The following is a 15,734-nucleotide window of genomic DNA, read 5'->3' as shown; positions in this document are numbered from 1 at the left end:
CTGCCGCCCGTCAACCTGCCGTCTTGGCCTGCCAGGCCTTCAGCGCCTCGTCGAACACCTTCTCGCCCGGAATGCCCTTTTCCATGGTCAGCAGCGCCCGGCGTCCGGTCTTGTAGACCACCGGCACGTCGATCCAGTCCTGGCCTCGAAGCAAGGTCATATTGGCGTCCTCGTCGGCCTTGGTGTCGTTGAGCGCCACCAGGAAGAAGCCGTCGGCGATCTTGGCCGGAATGCCGATCAGCGGGCTGCCGGCATCCTGTTCCGAACTCTTCATGGCGACGCGCAGGATGTTGTCGACGCCACCGCCGTCAAAGCCCTCGGGCGTCAGGAAGATCATCTCGATGATGTGGCTGGCCGGCAGCGTCTGGTCGGTATTGCGGCGGATGGTCATGCGCAGCTGGATGTCCTTGCCGGGAATGGTCGCCTCGGCGCGGATCGCCGGCTCGGGCGGCAGGTCGCCGCCGGGCGATTCCTGCACCAGCGACCAGACGATGCTGCCGGGTTCGGCCGAACCTTGCGCGGTCGAGGTGCGTTCCTCGTAGAAGATCGCCTTCTGGCCGACCGCAACGGTCGGCGCGGGAGCGGCGGCCGCCGGCGCAGCGGGCGGCGTGCCGGCCGCGGGCGGCGTGGCGGCGGCATCAGCCGGTGCTGCCCCGTTGGCCGGCGGAGCGACGCCATCGGCGCGCGGCGTTGCCGGTGGCGTGGCGGAAGCGTCGGGCGCCGGCGTGGCGGGCGCGCCCGTGGCTGCGGCGTCGCCGGCCGGCGGGGTCGCAGGCGCTGGAGCCGCAGGTGGCGCTGGAGCCGGGGGTGGCGGTGTGGTCAGCGCGGCGACGGACTCGCCCTCGCCGATGCCGCTTTGACCGGCCGCGGGACCGGGGTCGGTTTCACCGCCTTCGGGCGACAGGCGCTGGGTGAACTTCGTTCCCTCGCCGGCAGGAGCCGGTGCGGGTGCATCGGCCGCGGGCTTGGCCGGCGCCGGCTTTACCAGCGGTTCGGTCGAGACCGTCTTGGTGTCGCCGCCGAGGCCCAGCATCGAGCCAAAGGCATCCTTGTTAAGCCAGATGCCATAGCCACCGCCGGCCACCACCAAAAGCGCGACGACAGCCGCGATCAACCCGCCATAGCTGCGCCTGCGCTCGGCGGGGCGCAGGCGTTGGAACGTGTCCGCCGCCGGCTGCTCGTCATTGGCAAAGACATCGGCGCTATCGTCGTCGGCGTCCAGCTCCGCGGCTTGCTTGTCGATGGTTTCTGCACGCGCCACAGGCGAAGGCGGTGTCGGAGCGGGCCTCTGCCAGCTCGGCTCTGTCCTGGTGGTCGGCGCCGGCTGCACGGGTTTCGCCGGCTGCCAGGCCGGCGCAGGCGTGGCGGAAGGCTTTACATGACTGGACTGGTTCTTGTTGCGGTCTATGGAGGAGAAGATGTGCTCCAGCTCCGCCAGCGGATCGGATGCCGGCAGTGCCCTGGCATAGTCGCGCTCGACGCTCGAGATGGCATCTTCCAGGGATCGCTTCTGCGTGCTTATGGCTTCGGCGGCCAGCGGCGGCGAATACTCCGCAAGCTTCTTCGCCAGCATGGTACGAACGCTTTCATAGATCCGCGTACGCTTTTCGGGCGTTTCGTCGCCGTGCTTGTCGAGCGCCTTTTTCAGAATAGCAACGAAATCTGCCATGCTTCAGTCGACCTGTATTTGTTTCCGCGCCGGCCCCCGCAAATCGGCCGCGATGCCCGGAAAGGCTTCAGAAAACTAGTCTTGAAACGGATCGGTCACAAGTATCGTGTCGTCCCGTTCCGGGCTGGTGGAAAGGAGCGCGACGGGTGCGCCGATCAGCTCCTCGATGTAACGGACGTATTTGACGGCCTGCGCCGGAAGGTCGTTCCAGCTGCGCGCGCCGGCGGTGGTGCCTTTCCAGCCTTCGAGCGTCTCGTAGACCGGCTCGACACGCGCCTGCGCGCCCTGGCTGGCCGGCAGATAGTCGATCGTTTCGCCGTCGAGACGGTAGCCGGTGCAGACCTTGATCTCATCCAGCCCGTCGAGCACGTCGAGTTTGGTCAGGGCGATGCCCTTGATACCGTTGACGGCGACGGCCTGGCGCACCAGCACGGCGTCGAACCAGCCGCAACGGCGTTTGCGCCCGGTGACGACGCCGAATTCGTGGCCACGCGTACCGAGAAATTCGCCGATCTCGTTCTTCTGCTCGGTCGGGAACGGGCCTTCGCCGACACGCGTCGTATAGGCCTTGGTGATGCCCAGGACATAGCCGATGGCGCCGGGGCCCACCCCCGAGCCGGCGGCTGCCTGGCCGGCAACGGTGTTGGACGAGGTGACGAACGGATAGGTGCCGTGGTCGATGTCGAGCAGCGTGCCTTGCGCGCCCTCGAACAGGATGCGTTCGCCGGCGCGGCGCTTGTCGTCGAGGATTTTCCAGACGCGGTCCATATAGGGCAGGATCTCATCGGCGACCGAGGTCAGCTCGGTCATGATCGCCTCATGCGTGACTTCGCCATGGCCAAGCCCGCGACGCAGCGCATTGTGATGCGTCAGCAGCCTGTCGACCTTGAGAGGCAGCGTTTCCAAATCCGCCAGATCCATCACCCGAACCGCGCGCCGGCCCACCTTGTCTTCATAGGCTGGGCCGATGCCACGACGCGTCGTGCCAATTTTCGTCCCGGAATTGGAGGCGGCGTCCTCGCGGAATCCGTCCAGCTCCCGGTGCAGCGACAGGATAAGCGCCGTGTTTTCGGCTATTTTCAGGCGGTCCGGCGTGACCTCGACGCCTTGCGCCTTGAGTTTTGCCACTTCCGCGACGAAGGCGTGCGGGTCGAAGACGACGCCATTGCCGATGATCGACAGCTTGCCTTGCCGCACCACGCCCGACGGCAGCAGCGACAGTTTGTAGACCTTGCCGTCGACGACCAGCGTATGGCCGGCATTGTGGCCGCCCTGGAAGCGCACGACCACGTCGGCGCGCTCCGACAACCAGTCGACGATCTTGCCCTTGCCTTCGTCGCCCCATTGCGAGCCGACGACCACCACATTGGCCATGTTTCTTTTCCCTTGAGATGCCGCCCTGGCGGCCTGGATATGGTTCGAAACGACAGGCCTCTATAGCGTCAAGACCTCGCAAGCGCGACCTTTCTTTGCCGTCGAAAATGCCCTGAGGCACAACAATTTTCGGCTTTGACATCATTTACTTGCGTCGGCGGGGGCAATAGGCCGGCAAACACAACTTCCCAGGCGGCCGGAATCCCGCATGCATCGACGCGCCTACCTGTTCCTGCTGCTGACCACCTTGCTGTGGGGCGGCAATTCCGTCGCCGGCAAGCTGGCGGTCGGTCACGTCTCGCCGATGACGCTGGTCTTCCTGCGCTGGGTGCTGGCCGTCGCGATCCTGCTGCCGATCGGCTGGCGCACGATCAGGGAGGACTGGCCGGTGGTGCGCAAACACTGGTTCGTCCTGGCTGCACTTGGCGCCAGCGGCTTCACTCTATTCAACACCATTTTCTACACCGCGCTCAACTACACGACGGCGATCAATGTCTCGATCGAACAGGCGGCGATGCCGGTCTTGATCATCATTGCCAATTTCTTCTTCTTCCGCCTGCGCGTGAGCTGGGCGCAGATTGCGGGCGTGGTGCTGACCATCTTCGGTGTCATCTTGACTGCCTGCCACGGCGATCCGCGCCGGCTGCTCACATTGGAACTCAATTTCGGCGACGCCATCATGCTGGTCGCGGTCGTCCTCTACAGCGGTTATTCGGTCGGGCTGCGGCTGAAGCCGGTGATGCGCTGGCAGAGCCTGATGTTGTCCCTGGCGATCGCTGCCCTCATCACCTCGCTGCCGTTCTTCCTGTGGGAGGTCGCCGCCGGCAAGGTTATCGTCCCCGATATCAGCGGCTGGGTGGTCATCGTCTATACCGCGATCGGCGCTTCGGTCATTTCGCAGATCACTTACATCAGGGGCAACGAACTGATCGGCGCCAACCGTGCCGGGCTGTTCATCAATCTGGTGCCGATCTTCGGCACGCTGCTGTCAGTGCTGATCGTCGGCGAGACATTCCAGCTCTACCAGGCGCTGGCGCTCGTCCTGGTGCTGGGCGGCATTTCGCTCGCCGAATACAGCGGGCGCAAGATGGCGGCACCGAACCGCCGCGGATAACATTTGGCTGCTGCCGCGCTGCGCCGCCGTCGCGATAACTGCTGCCGCGCGCCGACCTGGAACATTTTACCTCTGGCGGAGTTTGCTTGCGTGGGAGGCAACAAGATGAGCCATAACCCTCGCAGCACGGCAAGCATTGCCGGTCACCCCATTCATCCAATGCTGATTCCGTTTCCGATCGCCTTCTTTGTCGGCACCTTCGTTTGCGATCTGATTTTCTGGCAAACAGCCGATCCCGGGTGGGTCACCGGATCGCTTTGGCTTCTCGGCGCCGGCCTGATCATGGGCGCCTTGGCCGCTCTTACCGGCCTGACGGATGTTCTCGGCGATGTTCAGATCCGCAATCTCACGACGGCATGGCTCCATGCCGGCGGCAACGTGCTCGTCGTGCTGATCGAGCTTTATAACTGGTACTCGCGTTATGCCGGTGGAGCGGCGGCTGTGATCCCGACCGGCTTTATCTTATCGCTGATCGTGGTTCTGATCCTGCTGTTTACAGGGTGGAAGGGCTGGGAACTGGTCTATCGGCATCGCGTGGGCGTCTCCGACGGCTCAGACGAATTGACCTGAACCGGCCTCTGCGACGGCCGCCCCAATGATGGGGGGAGGACCGCCGCATCCGCCACGCCGTCAACTACATTGCGTTGACGTCGAACTGCAGCCGCTTGGCCGAGTCGATGGACTTGTGCGCCTTGACCTGTTCCAGCACTTTCTCCGGGAACGGCGCGTCGAGATAGAGCAGCGCGATCGCGTCGCCGCCCGGCCGGTTGCGGCCGAGCTGGAAGTTGGCGATGTTGACGCCGTTCTCGCCGCACACCGTGCCGAGCAGGCCGATAATGCCGGGCGCATCGGCATTGGTTGTGTAGAGCATGTGCTGGCCGACCTCGGCGTCGAGATTGATGCCCTTGATCTGGATGAAGCGCGGCTTGCCGTCGGAGAAGCAGGTGCCGGCGATCGAGCGCGTCATGTGCTCGGTCTTCACCGTCAGCTTGATGTAGCCGTCGAACACGCCCGACTTGTCGCGCTTGACCTCGGCGACGATGATGCCGCGCTCCTTCACCATGATCGGCGCCGACACCATATTGACGTCGGCGACCTGCGGCCGGATCAGCCCGGCGAGCGTCGCACTGATCAGGGCGCGCGTGTTCATCGTCGCGGTCGAGCCGTCGAACAGGATCTCGACCTCGTTGATCGGGTCCTCGGTGACCTGGCCGACAAAGGCGCCGAGCACTTCGGCGAGCTTGACGAACGGCTTTAGCCGCGGTGCTTCCTCGGCCGTGATCGAGGGCATGTTGATGGCATTCGAAACCGCACCCTTGATCAGATAGTCGGCCATCTGCTCGGCTACTTGCAGCGCAACATTTTCCTGTGCTTCCGCTGTCGAGGCGCCGAGATGCGGCGTTGCCACCACATTCTCCATGCCGAACAGCGCGTTGTTCTCCGCCGGTTCGACCTCGAACACATCGACGCCGGCGCCCGCCACCTTGCCGCTCTTCAGCGCCGCGACCAGGTCGGCTTCGACGATGAGCCCGCCACGCGCGCAATTGATGATGCGCACGCCGTTCTTCATTTTGGCGATCGCCGCCGCGTCGATGATGTTGCGCGTCTTGTCGGTCAGCGGCGTGTGCAGCGTGATGAAATCGGCGCGGGCGAAAAGCTCGTCCAGCTCGACCTTGTCGACGCCGAGTTCCTCGGCGCGCTTGTCCGACAGGAACGGGTCGAAGGCAACGACATGCATCTTCAGGCCGACGCCGCGCGTGGCGACGATCGAGCCGATATTGCCGCAGCCGATGACACCCAGCGTCTTGCCGGTGATCTCGACGCCCATGAAACGGTTCTTTTCCCATTTGCCGGCATGGGTCGAGGCATTGGCCTCCGGGATCTGCCGGGCGAGTGCAAAGATCATGGCCACCGCATGTTCGGCCGTGGTGATCGAATTGCCGAAGGGCGTGTTCATCACGATGATGCCCTTGCGGCTCGCCGCGGGGATGTCGACATTGTCGACACCGATGCCGGCGCGGCCGACGACCTTGAGTCTTGTCGCTGCGTTGATCAGTTTTTCCGTGACCTTGGTCGCCGAGCGGATGGCAAGACCATCATACTGGTCGATGACTTCGAGCAGCTTTTCCTTGTCCTTGCCGAGATCGGGCAAATAGTCGACCTCGATACCGCGGTCCTTGAATATCTGGACGGCGGTGGTGGAGAGTTTGTCAGAGACGAGAACGCGGGGCGCCATGGCGGCCTCCTTGAACTGGATTGTCGGGAAAGGGCGGCCCGCAGGCCACCACGAAATCTCAGGCTGCGGCCTTCAGCGAAGCCTTCTGCGTGGCGAAGGCCCAGTCGAGCCAAGGCAGCAGCGCCTCGAGATCGGATGTCTCGACGGTGGCACCGCACCAGATGCGCAGGCCGGAAGGTGCATCGCGATAGGATCCGATGTCGTACGCGACGCCTTCCTTGTCGAGCATAGAGACGATCGCCTTGGCGAAAGCCGCCTGCCCGTCGGCGTCGAGCGCCGCGACATCGGCGTCGGTGAAGGACAGACATACGGACGTGTTGGACCGTGTCGCCGCATCGACCGCGAGATGGCCGAGCCAGGACGACTTGTCGACAAAGCCATCGAGCACGGCGGCATTGGCATCGGCTCTGGCAATCAACGCATCGAGACCGCCGATCGACTTCGCCCAATGAAGCGCATCGAGATAGTCCTCGACGCACAGCATCGACGGCGTGTTGATGGTCTCGCCGTTGAAGATGCCTTCGATCAGCTTGCCGCCCGAGGTCAGGCGGAAGATTTTCGGCAGCGGCCACGCCGGCTTGTAGGTTTCCAGTCGCTCGACGGCGCGAGGCGACAGGATCAGCATGCCGTGTGCGCCCTCGCCGCCCAGCACTTTCTGCCAGGAGAAGGTGACGACATCGAGCTTCTGGAAATCGAGCTTTTGCGCGAATGCCGCTGAGGTGGCATCGCAGATGGTCAGGCCCTTGCGATCCGCCGGTATGAAATCGCCATTCGGCACGCGCACGCCTGAGGTCGTGCCGTTCCAGGTGAAGACCACATCGCGGTCGAAATCGATCTTGGTGAGATCCGGCAGTTCGCCATAGCCTGCCTCGATCCTTCTGATATCGGCGAGCTTCAGCTGCTTGACGACATCGGTCACCCAGCCCGAGCCAAAGCTTTCCCATGCCACCATGTCGACACCGCGTTCACCGAGCAGCGACCACAGCGCCATCTCGACAGCACCCGTGTCCGACGCCGGCACGATGCCGATACGGTAATCCGCCGGAACCTGGAGAATTTCGCGAGTCAGCTCGATCGCCTGTTCGAGCTTGGTCTTGCCGATCTTGGCGCGGTGGGAACGGCCGAGCGCGGCATTCTTCAGCGCCTCGACCGACCAGCCGGGGCGTTTTGCGCAGGGACCTGAGGAGAAATTGGGATTTGCCGGACGGAGTCCGGGCTTCGTATGCGTCGTCATCGTGGTCTATCCTTCCAGATAGTGGCCCCTCGTTGGGGAGGGGTGGCCCACGGACGGCGATATGCGTTCAGCCCTCAGGCGTCAAGAGGAAAGTTTTTGTCGCTGACAAGATAGAAGCAGTCCGGGATCAGGATGTCGTGAGCCCAAACGCAAACGGCGGATCGAAGAGATCCGCCGTCGGGTTTCGTATCTGCAGCCAGCCTACCAGAGGTCGTAGCGCAGCCCGAGCTTGACCGTCTGATAATTGATGCCCTTGTGGATGTTGAAGGCGCCGCTGTCATAAGCGACGTATTTGGCGCCCGGCACCGAGAAATATTCGTAGCCAAGGTCAACCGACACGTTCTTGGCCACCTGATAGGAAAGACCGCCCCCGATCGAATAGGCAAGGTTGAATTTGCCCTCCTTATCCGTTGCACCCTCGTAACCGGCCGGATCATCACAAGAGAACCCGCCCGTGCCGGACGAATTGGGGGCCACTTCCACGCAATCCTTCGCCCCAATGCTCCTGTAATATTTATTGTATGCGACACCGACCCCTCCGCCAAGATATGGAGTGATTCCAACATAGGTGCCGAGATCGACATAGCCATTGGCCATGATGCTGTAGCCTTTGTTGGAAGCATTGTCGGAAAGATCGCATGCCTGCGTAGCCGCGACGGAATTGATGGTGCCAAAACCGTCGTCCACAAGCGTATGGCCGTCGCAAGTGGCTGCCAACTTGGCGTGTTCCCCGAATTTGTCGGTCGGAAGAATCCCGCCGTTCAGCTCGACCCGAAGATAGTCGTTGACATGATACCCCATACCGAAACTGCCTGTGAAAAGGCTGCTCTCATCGGTAAAGCTGTTAAGCGGGCCGGTTGTCGCTTCCTCATGCTCGAAGGGATGGCTGAACGCGTAGCCGACATCGCCGCGCAGATACCAGCCCGAGCCGACCTCGACCGGTTGATAGTCCGGCGCCTGATCGACATAGATCGGCGGATCGTAGTCCGCGGCTTGCGCCGGCGTCAGCAGCGCAAGCGCGAGTGCGGCAAGTGCCGGCGCTGTCAGCAATTTGAAATTCATGGGTCCCCGGCTCCTGAAATTGGCGCTCTTCATTTTGATCGCAAGCGCCGTTTCAGTAGGCATTGTTAACCATAGTGGTTAAGTGCGGGTTAAGGATAACGCGACGTTACCGATTTGATTTCGATAGGCTTTCTCTCCGCACGCCGCGGCCTGGAAGTGCACCGCAATCGGCAAACAAAAACCGCCCGGCATGGCCGGGCGGTTCGCAAATTCCTGGATTTCGAAGCGACTACTTGGTGTAGACCGGCTCCGGTTCGGGAACGTAGGGCTCCGGCGGCGGGGCGCAGTCCGACCGGCCGAACTGGTAGCGCAGGCCGCCGCGCACTTCGTGCACGTTGATGCCGCGATCGAAGCCCGGGCCGACATCGCTGTCGGAGGCGTAGTTGAACATCTTGCCACCATTGATGTGGCTGTAGCGATAGCCGAGATCGAGCTTGACCCGGTCGGTCAGGCAGTAGGAGGCGCCGGCCATGAGGGCATAGGCAAAGCGCCAGCCCTTGCCGCCGCTGTGCTCGAAGGAGCCATCGAGATCGGTATTGTGCAGCGTATCCCACTTGACCCAGGCACCACCGATGCCGGCGCCGACATAGGGCGTCACGCCGTGCCAGGTGCCGATATCGACATAGGCATTGGCCAGGAGCAGCATCGCCGAATAGGACGATGTGTCGACGGAGGTACAAGCTATGCCGCCGCCGCAGAAACCATTGGTCGAGCCGCGGAAATTGGACTTGCCCATCCAGTCGAAGGTCAGATCGGTGCGGAAGTACCGGTTGACCTGGTAACCGACACCGGCGCCGGCCGAAAAGGAACTCTTCAACTTGCCGGAGGCGAACGAACCGGGGAGTTGGGGCGGTGCCGGGCTGTAGGTGGTGTAGTCACCACCGCGGAACTTCGACCAGTGATAGTCGATATCGCCGCGGATGTACCAGCCGCCGAAATCGGCCGGCTGTTCATAGGCGATCGGCGCCGGCGCCTCTTTGACCACTGGCGGCTCCGCCAGATCGGCGGCGAATACTGGCCCGGCCACGCCTGCGAACAGCGCGGCAAGGAAAGCCATTTTTGCTGCATTGAACATGTTTGTCACCCCTGAGAACCCGTCGGAACTTTGAATCCGCTCGAATGTGTTTGACCTCAGTTGTGGATAATGAATTGCAAAAGTTAAAAGGCGTTTAACCCTGTCGATTAACCACGAATTCTCGACATTTTAGCAAACGGCCTCCGCCGCCATGACGCTGGGACCAACCCTGGCCGAAACAAAAAGCCCGCCTGCAGGCGGGCTTGAAGTCTTGAGCCGGCAGTTCGCCCCTCCCGTCGGAGGCAGCGCAATCAGGCGGCGCTGCGCGTTTCCGAGATGATGTCGACGATGTCGTTGACCACGGCCTCGACCAGCTGTGGGTCGTCGCCCTCGGCCATGACGCGGATCAGCGGCTCGGTGCCCGAGGGCCGGATAACCAGGCGGCCGGCCTTGCCTAGACGGTTGCGCGCATCTTCGATCGCCGCCTTGACCAAGGCTTCTTCAAGCGGCTTGCCGCCGGCGATGCGGACATTCTTCAACAGTTGCGGCACCGGCTCGAATTTCTTCGACAATTCGCTGACCGGCCGGTTCTGCCGCTTGATGCAGGCCAGCACCTGCAGCGCCGAGACCAGCCCGTCGCCAGTGGTCGAGAAATCGGACAGCACAATGTGGCCCGACTGCTCGCCGCCGACATTCAACCCGTGCGCGCGCATATGCTCAACGACATAGCGGTCGCCGACCTTGGTGCGATGCAGCTGCAGCTTCATGTCGCCAAGGAAGCGTTCGAGGCCGAGATTGGACATCACCGTCGAGACGACGCCGCCGCCGGCCAGTCGCCCGCTCTGGTGCCAGGACTCGGCGATCAGCGCCATGATCTGGTCACCGTCGACGATGGTGCCGTTCTCGTCGACGATGACGACACGGTCGGCATCGCCGTCGAGTGCGATGCCGATATCGGCGCGCACTTCATGCACCTTCTTCTGCAGGCCGGCCGGATGGGTCGAGCCGCATTCCTTGTTGATGTTGAAACCGTTCGGATCGACATTGATGGCAATGACCTCGGCGCCCAGTTCCCAAAGTGCGGCGGGCGCCACCTTGTAGGCTGCGCCATTGGCGCAATCGACGACGATCCTGAGACCCGACAGCGACATCGAGCGCGGCAGCGTGCGCTTGGCGAATTCGATGTAGCGGTCATGCACGCCGTCGACGCGCTTGGCGCGGCCGAGCCCGTCGGAATCGGCGAGCGCCAGTTCGATATCCTTGTCGAGCATGCTCTCGATGCGCTCCTCGATCTCGTCGGAGAGCTTGTAGCCATCGGGACCGAACAGCTTGATGCCGTTGTCGTAATAAGGGTTGTGCGAGGCCGAGATCATGACGCCGATATCGGCGCGCAGCGAGCGCACCAGCATGGCGACCGCCGGTGTCGGGATCGGGCCGAGCAGGAACACATCCATGCCGGCCGCGCACAGGCCGGACACCATGGCGTTTTCGATCATGTAGCCGGACAGCCTGGTGTCCTTGCCGAGCACGACGCGGTGGCGATGGCTGCCGCGCTGGAACGACAGGCCGGCGGCCATGCCGACCCGCATCGCGATCTCAGCCGTCATCGGAAACTTGTTGGCGCGCCCGCGAATGCCGTCGGTGCCAAAATAACGTCCTGCCATGCTTGCCAGAATCCCCGTCGGTTTTCAGCCGGCTCGTAATGCCACAATTGGTCCGAGCCCGACTATCACATTGTGTGATTGTATATTACCAATTCTTAGAAAATCATTGTAGCAGGCTGTTCGGAGCGTTGGCAGCGTATCATGACACGGTGTTGCCGCAATATAGCATTCACACTGGGCCACACTGCGCAGATTGGGCCGGTAAGCCGGACTGTTGGAGCGGCAGATCGCAAGGGTCCATCACCTTATCGGGAGAACGCCGTTTAGCATCTGGCGCAGCCTAGCGTTGAGAGCTATTGATTGACACAGGTACAACCTATGGGCGCAGCAACGGGAGAACGCCATGCTCATCCACCGACTTGCAACTTTGACGGGTCTTGCCGTCGCAACCTTGTTCATGGCGGCGCCCGCCAGCGCGCTGACCATGGCCCAGTGTAGTACCAAGTATAATGCCGCCAAGGACGCCGGCACGCTGAACGGGCAGACCTGGAATCAGTATCGGAAGGCCGAGTGCGGCACCGACGCGGCGGCCACCACCGAGACCGCAAAGCCGGCGGCCAAGAAGGCCGCTGCGGCCAAGACGGACACGACCAAGGCCGCCGCCGCTGCTGATGACGGCGCCAAGGGTCTGACGGCCAAGGAATGCAGCGCTAAATACCAGGCTGCCAAGGCCGCCGGTACGCTCAATGGCGCAAAGTGGAACGACTTCCGCAAGACCGAATGCGCCGCCGGCGCATCCGCCGCGGCAGAACCCGCCAAGGCCACGACCAAGGCCGCAGCCACAACCGACGATGGCGCCAAGGGCCTGACGGCCAAGGAATGCAGCACCAAGTACCAGGCGGCAAAGGCCGCCGGTACGCTCAATGGCGCAAAGTGGAACGACTTCCGCAAGACCGAATGCGCCGCCGGGGCCTCGGCCGCGGCAGCACCCGCCAAGGCAACCACCAAGGCAGCTGCCGACAGCAGCGGCAAGGGCCTGAGCATGGCCGATTGCAGCGCCAAGTACCAGGCTGCCAAGTCTGCCAATACTCTGGGCGGCAAGAAGTGGAACGACTTCCGCAAGGCCGAATGCGGCGCAGGCGCAGATGACGACGACACCGTGCCCGCTCCGAGCGAGGCGACCTATACCAGCGAGCCCGAGAAGCCCTCGGTCACCGCTCCCAAGGGCGTGAAGTTCCCGGCCGCGATCTCGAAGAAATACGCCGGCGAGACGCCGGCCAAGGGCCGCATGCACACCTGCCTCGAACTCTACTACGCCAATAAGGATGCCAACACGCTGAATGGCCTGCGCTGGATCCAGAAGGGCGGCGGCTTCTACAGCCTCTGCAATGCCAAGCTGAAGAGCTGATCGCGTAGCCATATTCTCCAGACAGAGGCCCGCGCATCGCAGCATGCGCGGGCCTTTTTGTTGCGCTCGAACACACCCGGAGTTGCTCGCGTCTACATACCGCGGAAGCTGTCGGCATCATCTATCGCCCACACTGCCCACCGCCAGACATATCGGTGGTTCGCAAGATTCCAATTGAACATATGTAGAACAAATGGTATACAAAAGGACATCGAACTTTTGTCAACCAGGAGGGTCTTATGTCCAGATTGAAATTGGCGGCATTCGCTGTGACGGTATGGATTGCTTGGAGCGTCGCCCCTGCAAGCGCACTGACGATGAAGGAATGCGGCGAGGCCTATCGCACAGCCAAGGAAGGCGGCACTCTGAACGGCATGGATTGGACCGCTTTCCGCACCGAGAAATGCGCGACGTCAGCTGCGGAGAGTGCCAGTACGGATGCGGTCAAAACCCAGCCGCAGCCGGAGAAGGAAGCCAGCGCGGGGATCGCCCCCGCTGTAGCGCCGACGGGCGTGACATTCCCGACCACCCTCGCCGCCGAATTCAAGACCGAGAAGCCCTCGAAGGCGCGGATGAAGACCTGCCTGCAGGGCTACCACGGCAACAAGGACGCGGGTACGTTGAACGGCCTTCGCTGGATCCAGAAGGGCGGCGGCTATTACAGCCTCTGCAACGCCAAGCTGAAGAGCTGATCGACCAGCAGCGTTTGAAGATCGAAGGCCCCCAACCGCAAGGTTGGCGGGCCTTCTCTCGGGTCTTGCCCCGTCAAGCGCCTTGTTTCGAGAGCTGGAGCAGTGCGACCAGGCTTGTAAGATCGGCATTGGCCTGGCCGGCAGCCACCCCGCGCTTCATCAGGCTTTGCATCGGCAGGACGAGTTCGGTGCTGACATCAGCCGACCTGCTGGCATCGATGAGATTGACGTAGGCATCAGCCTGCATGCCCAGATTGGAAACGACATTGCTGGTGTGATCGCCACTGTCGATCTGTTCGGCCCACTTCGGCAGCAGGCCTTGCATCGACTGAAGCCAGGAGGCCAGCAGCGGCATGAACTCGCCGGCCGGGATTCCTGCTGCGCCCGTCAATGCCAACGCCTGCAGAACGCCCGCGAACATGCCGTACATGCCGGTCAGAAGCGAGATATCATAGAGCGGCGCGAGGCCAGCATCCTCACCGAGGAATTTGCTGGTGCCGAGCGCTCCGAGCTGCCCCGAACAGGCATCGAACGCCTGGCGCGAACCGCTGTAGAGAATCAGTGCGTGCGGCCCGCCGATCATCGGCGGCACCGCCATGATGCCGCCGTCGATATAGCTGGCGCCTTGGCTCACCGCCCAGCCCGACATCGCCCGCGCCTGCTCGGGCGTGCCGTTGGTGAGATTGACCAATGTGCGGCCCGACAGCGCCTCTCGGCTTGGGCCGAGCACCTCACGAACGGTGTCATAGACAAGCAGGCACGCCACGATCAGTGGACTCGATCTGACGGCTTCCTCGACACTCTTGGCCACAATGGCGCCCTTGGCTGCCAAAGCCTCAGCCCTTGCCGGAGAACGGTTCCACACCGTCACCGCATGTCCCTGGTTCAGAAAGGCTTCGGCAAGCGCCGTGCCCATGGCGCCGAGACCGATCACTGTTATGTCGCTCATTCTGCTTCTCCTTGGTTTGGTTGCGCGGTTACGCCGGTGTCGGGCTCAGGTCCTGGCCAAGGCCACCGTCCACGGTCAGCCGCGCGCCCGTGGTGAAGGTCGCGTCGAACGCCAGGAACAGCACTGCGCGCGCCACCTCCTCCATCGTGCCGTGGCGCCTCATCGGCGTGACCGCGTCGCCGATCGCCATGAAGGCGGCCCGCTCCTCGGCCGACGCGTCGGCCACACCCATCGTCGGCGTATCGATGAAACCAGGGCTGACCACATTCACGCGGATCCGGCGCGGCAGAAGCTCGGCGGCCAGGACCTTGGCGAAGGCGCGCAGTGCCGCCTTCGATCCGGAATAGACGCTCATGCCGCCAGTGCCGGATTCGTCGGCGATCGACGAGGTGAAGACTATGGCGCCACCATCCCTGATGAGGGGCAGCAGGCGCTGCGCGGTGAAGAAAGCGCCTTTGGTGTTGATGTCGAAGGTGCGATCGTAACTGTCCTCGGTGACCCGCTCGACGGGTTCGAGATTGGCCACCCCGGCATTGACGTGAAGGAAGTCGATCTGGCCAAGCTTCTGCCCCACTTCGGCACCGAGCGTGACGATATCGGCCATGTCTGAGATATCGGACCGCACGACATGAGCTCGCGAAAACAGCTTGACTCGCGCGGCCTCGATGTTGCGCTGGTCGCGGCCGGTGACCAGGACCTCGGCGCCGCTTTCGATCAGGGCTTCGGCAACGGCGAGCCCCATGCCGTGCGTCCCGCCGATGACAACGGCCTTCTTGTTTGCGTATCGTGTCATGATCCATCCCTTTTTGACAAAATCCGGCCGCCGACGGCCTTTGCAGGTCGAAGCGAGGTACCGATATGATGTTGTGGTGTTCGCCGATGCCGGCGAGCTGGTTTGAAGCTATGGACCGGCTTGGTTTTTCTCAAGTACCGACAAAAATGTAAGCTACCCACCGATTGCTCAGAATTGGATGAAACATGGGAAAGAAACAGACAGATAGTTGCGGATTGGGGCCGGCGCTGGAGGTCATCAGCGGCAAATGGAAGGCGCTACTGCTCTGGCAGATTCACAAGGCGCCGGCACGATTCGGTGAGCTGAAGCGGCTGGTGCCTGACATCAGCGAAAAGATGCTGATCCAACAGCTGCGCGAAATGGAGGCCGACGGCATCGTCCATCGCGAAATCTTTCCCGAGGTGCCGCCGAGGGTCGAATACTCGATTACCGAATTCGGCATCGAGCTGGACAATGCCCTGATCCCGCTGGCCAGATGGGGCAAGCAACATGCTGGCCGGACTGACGGTGTGCGCCCCGGCAAAGCAAATGCATCCGTCCCGCATGCTATTTGAGAGACCCTGAATAGCAAAACGCCGCGGATT

At 62.6% G+C, this 15,734-nt stretch carries 14 protein-coding genes; 5 read left to right on the top strand and 9 right to left on the bottom strand.

The annotated features are described in order from the left end of the window. Positions 1 to 10: 10 nt before the first annotated feature. Positions 11 to 1,669, bottom strand: a complete 1,659-nt coding sequence (locus tag ACYG9R_RS13485) for a hypothetical protein (RefSeq protein WP_460221830.1) — start codon at positions 1,667 to 1,669, stop codon at positions 11 to 13. Between the two features lie 75 nt (positions 1,670 to 1,744). Further along, complete coding sequence (locus ACYG9R_RS13480; RefSeq protein ID WP_023684197.1) at positions 1,745 to 3,043, bottom strand: adenylosuccinate synthase; 1,299 nt, start codon at positions 3,041 to 3,043, stop codon at positions 1,745 to 1,747. 208 nt (positions 3,044 to 3,251) lie between these two features. Here ACYG9R_RS13480 and ACYG9R_RS13475 point away from each other — a divergent pair, with 208 nt between their 5' ends. Both ACYG9R_RS13475 and ACYG9R_RS13470 read left to right on the top strand, forming a co-directional pair. Beyond that, entirely contained in the window at positions 3,252 to 4,157 is a 906-nt protein-coding gene (locus ACYG9R_RS13475) for a DMT family transporter (protein ID WP_023699181.1), read from the top strand. Between the two features lie 105 nt (positions 4,158 to 4,262). Beyond that, the gene (locus tag ACYG9R_RS13470) at positions 4,263 to 4,727 is read left to right on the top strand and encodes a DUF2231 domain-containing protein (RefSeq protein WP_023726193.1); all 465 of its coding nucleotides are present in this window, start codon (positions 4,263 to 4,265) and stop codon (positions 4,725 to 4,727) included. 64 nt (positions 4,728 to 4,791) lie between these two features. Here ACYG9R_RS13470 and serA read toward each other — a convergent pair whose 3' ends face one another. The 5 genes from serA to glmM all read right to left on the bottom strand — a co-directional run bounded on the left by serA (position 4,792) and on the right by glmM (position 11,368). Beyond that, positions 4,792 to 6,393, bottom strand: coding sequence for a phosphoglycerate dehydrogenase (gene serA / locus ACYG9R_RS13465; RefSeq protein ID WP_023726192.1), 1,602 nt, complete (start codon positions 6,391 to 6,393; stop codon positions 4,792 to 4,794). A gap of 58 nt (positions 6,394 to 6,451) precedes the next feature. Continuing rightward, a complete protein-coding gene (locus tag ACYG9R_RS13460; protein WP_023726191.1) occupies positions 6,452 to 7,627 on the bottom strand; it encodes a phosphoserine transaminase in 1,176 nt (391 codons plus the stop codon). Positions 7,628 to 7,828: 201 nt separating this feature from the next. Then, on the bottom strand, positions 7,829 to 8,689 hold the full coding sequence (locus tag ACYG9R_RS13455) for an outer membrane protein (RefSeq protein ID WP_023694608.1): 861 nt from the start codon (positions 8,687 to 8,689) through the stop codon (positions 7,829 to 7,831). Positions 8,690 to 8,918: 229 nt separating this feature from the next. Beyond that, positions 8,919 to 9,764: an outer membrane protein gene (locus ACYG9R_RS13450; protein WP_023824256.1), complete on the bottom strand. Its 846-nt coding sequence runs from the start codon at positions 9,762 to 9,764 to the stop codon at positions 8,919 to 8,921. Positions 9,765 to 10,015: 251 nt separating this feature from the next. Continuing rightward, positions 10,016 to 11,368: a phosphoglucosamine mutase gene (glmM, locus tag ACYG9R_RS13445; protein WP_023704880.1), complete on the bottom strand. Its 1,353-nt coding sequence runs from the start codon at positions 11,366 to 11,368 to the stop codon at positions 10,016 to 10,018. Between the two features lie 343 nt (positions 11,369 to 11,711). Here glmM and ACYG9R_RS13440 point away from each other — a divergent pair, with 343 nt between their 5' ends. Together ACYG9R_RS13440 and ACYG9R_RS13435 are read left to right on the top strand one after the other, a co-directional pair. Continuing rightward, positions 11,712 to 12,716, top strand: coding sequence for a hypothetical protein (locus ACYG9R_RS13440; protein ID WP_023755560.1), 1,005 nt, complete (start codon positions 11,712 to 11,714; stop codon positions 12,714 to 12,716). Between the two features lie 239 nt (positions 12,717 to 12,955). Then, the gene (locus tag ACYG9R_RS13435) at positions 12,956 to 13,408 is read left to right on the top strand and encodes a hypothetical protein (protein ID WP_023726188.1); all 453 of its coding nucleotides are present in this window, start codon (positions 12,956 to 12,958) and stop codon (positions 13,406 to 13,408) included. A gap of 73 nt (positions 13,409 to 13,481) precedes the next feature. Here ACYG9R_RS13435 and ACYG9R_RS13430 read toward each other — a convergent pair whose 3' ends face one another. Both ACYG9R_RS13430 and ACYG9R_RS13425 read right to left on the bottom strand, forming a co-directional pair. Beyond that, positions 13,482 to 14,357: an NAD(P)-dependent oxidoreductase gene (locus ACYG9R_RS13430; RefSeq protein ID WP_023726187.1), complete on the bottom strand. Its 876-nt coding sequence runs from the start codon at positions 14,355 to 14,357 to the stop codon at positions 13,482 to 13,484. Between the two features lie 28 nt (positions 14,358 to 14,385). Next, positions 14,386 to 15,150 carry an SDR family oxidoreductase gene (locus tag ACYG9R_RS13425; RefSeq protein ID WP_023726186.1) on the bottom strand — a complete coding sequence of 255 codons (765 nt, stop codon included), beginning with the start codon at positions 15,148 to 15,150 and terminating at the stop codon, positions 14,386 to 14,388. Positions 15,151 to 15,335: 185 nt separating this feature from the next. Between ACYG9R_RS13425 and ACYG9R_RS13420 the strand changes: the two genes are divergently transcribed. Further along, the gene (locus ACYG9R_RS13420; RefSeq protein ID WP_023824257.1) at positions 15,336 to 15,704 is read left to right on the top strand and encodes a winged helix-turn-helix transcriptional regulator; all 369 of its coding nucleotides are present in this window, start codon (positions 15,336 to 15,338) and stop codon (positions 15,702 to 15,704) included. Positions 15,705 to 15,734 lie beyond the last annotated feature (30 nt).

The sequence above is a fragment of the Mesorhizobium sp. RSR565B genome (genome assembly GCF_054719465.1).
This window is presented reverse-complemented; position numbering and strand designations above follow the sequence as displayed.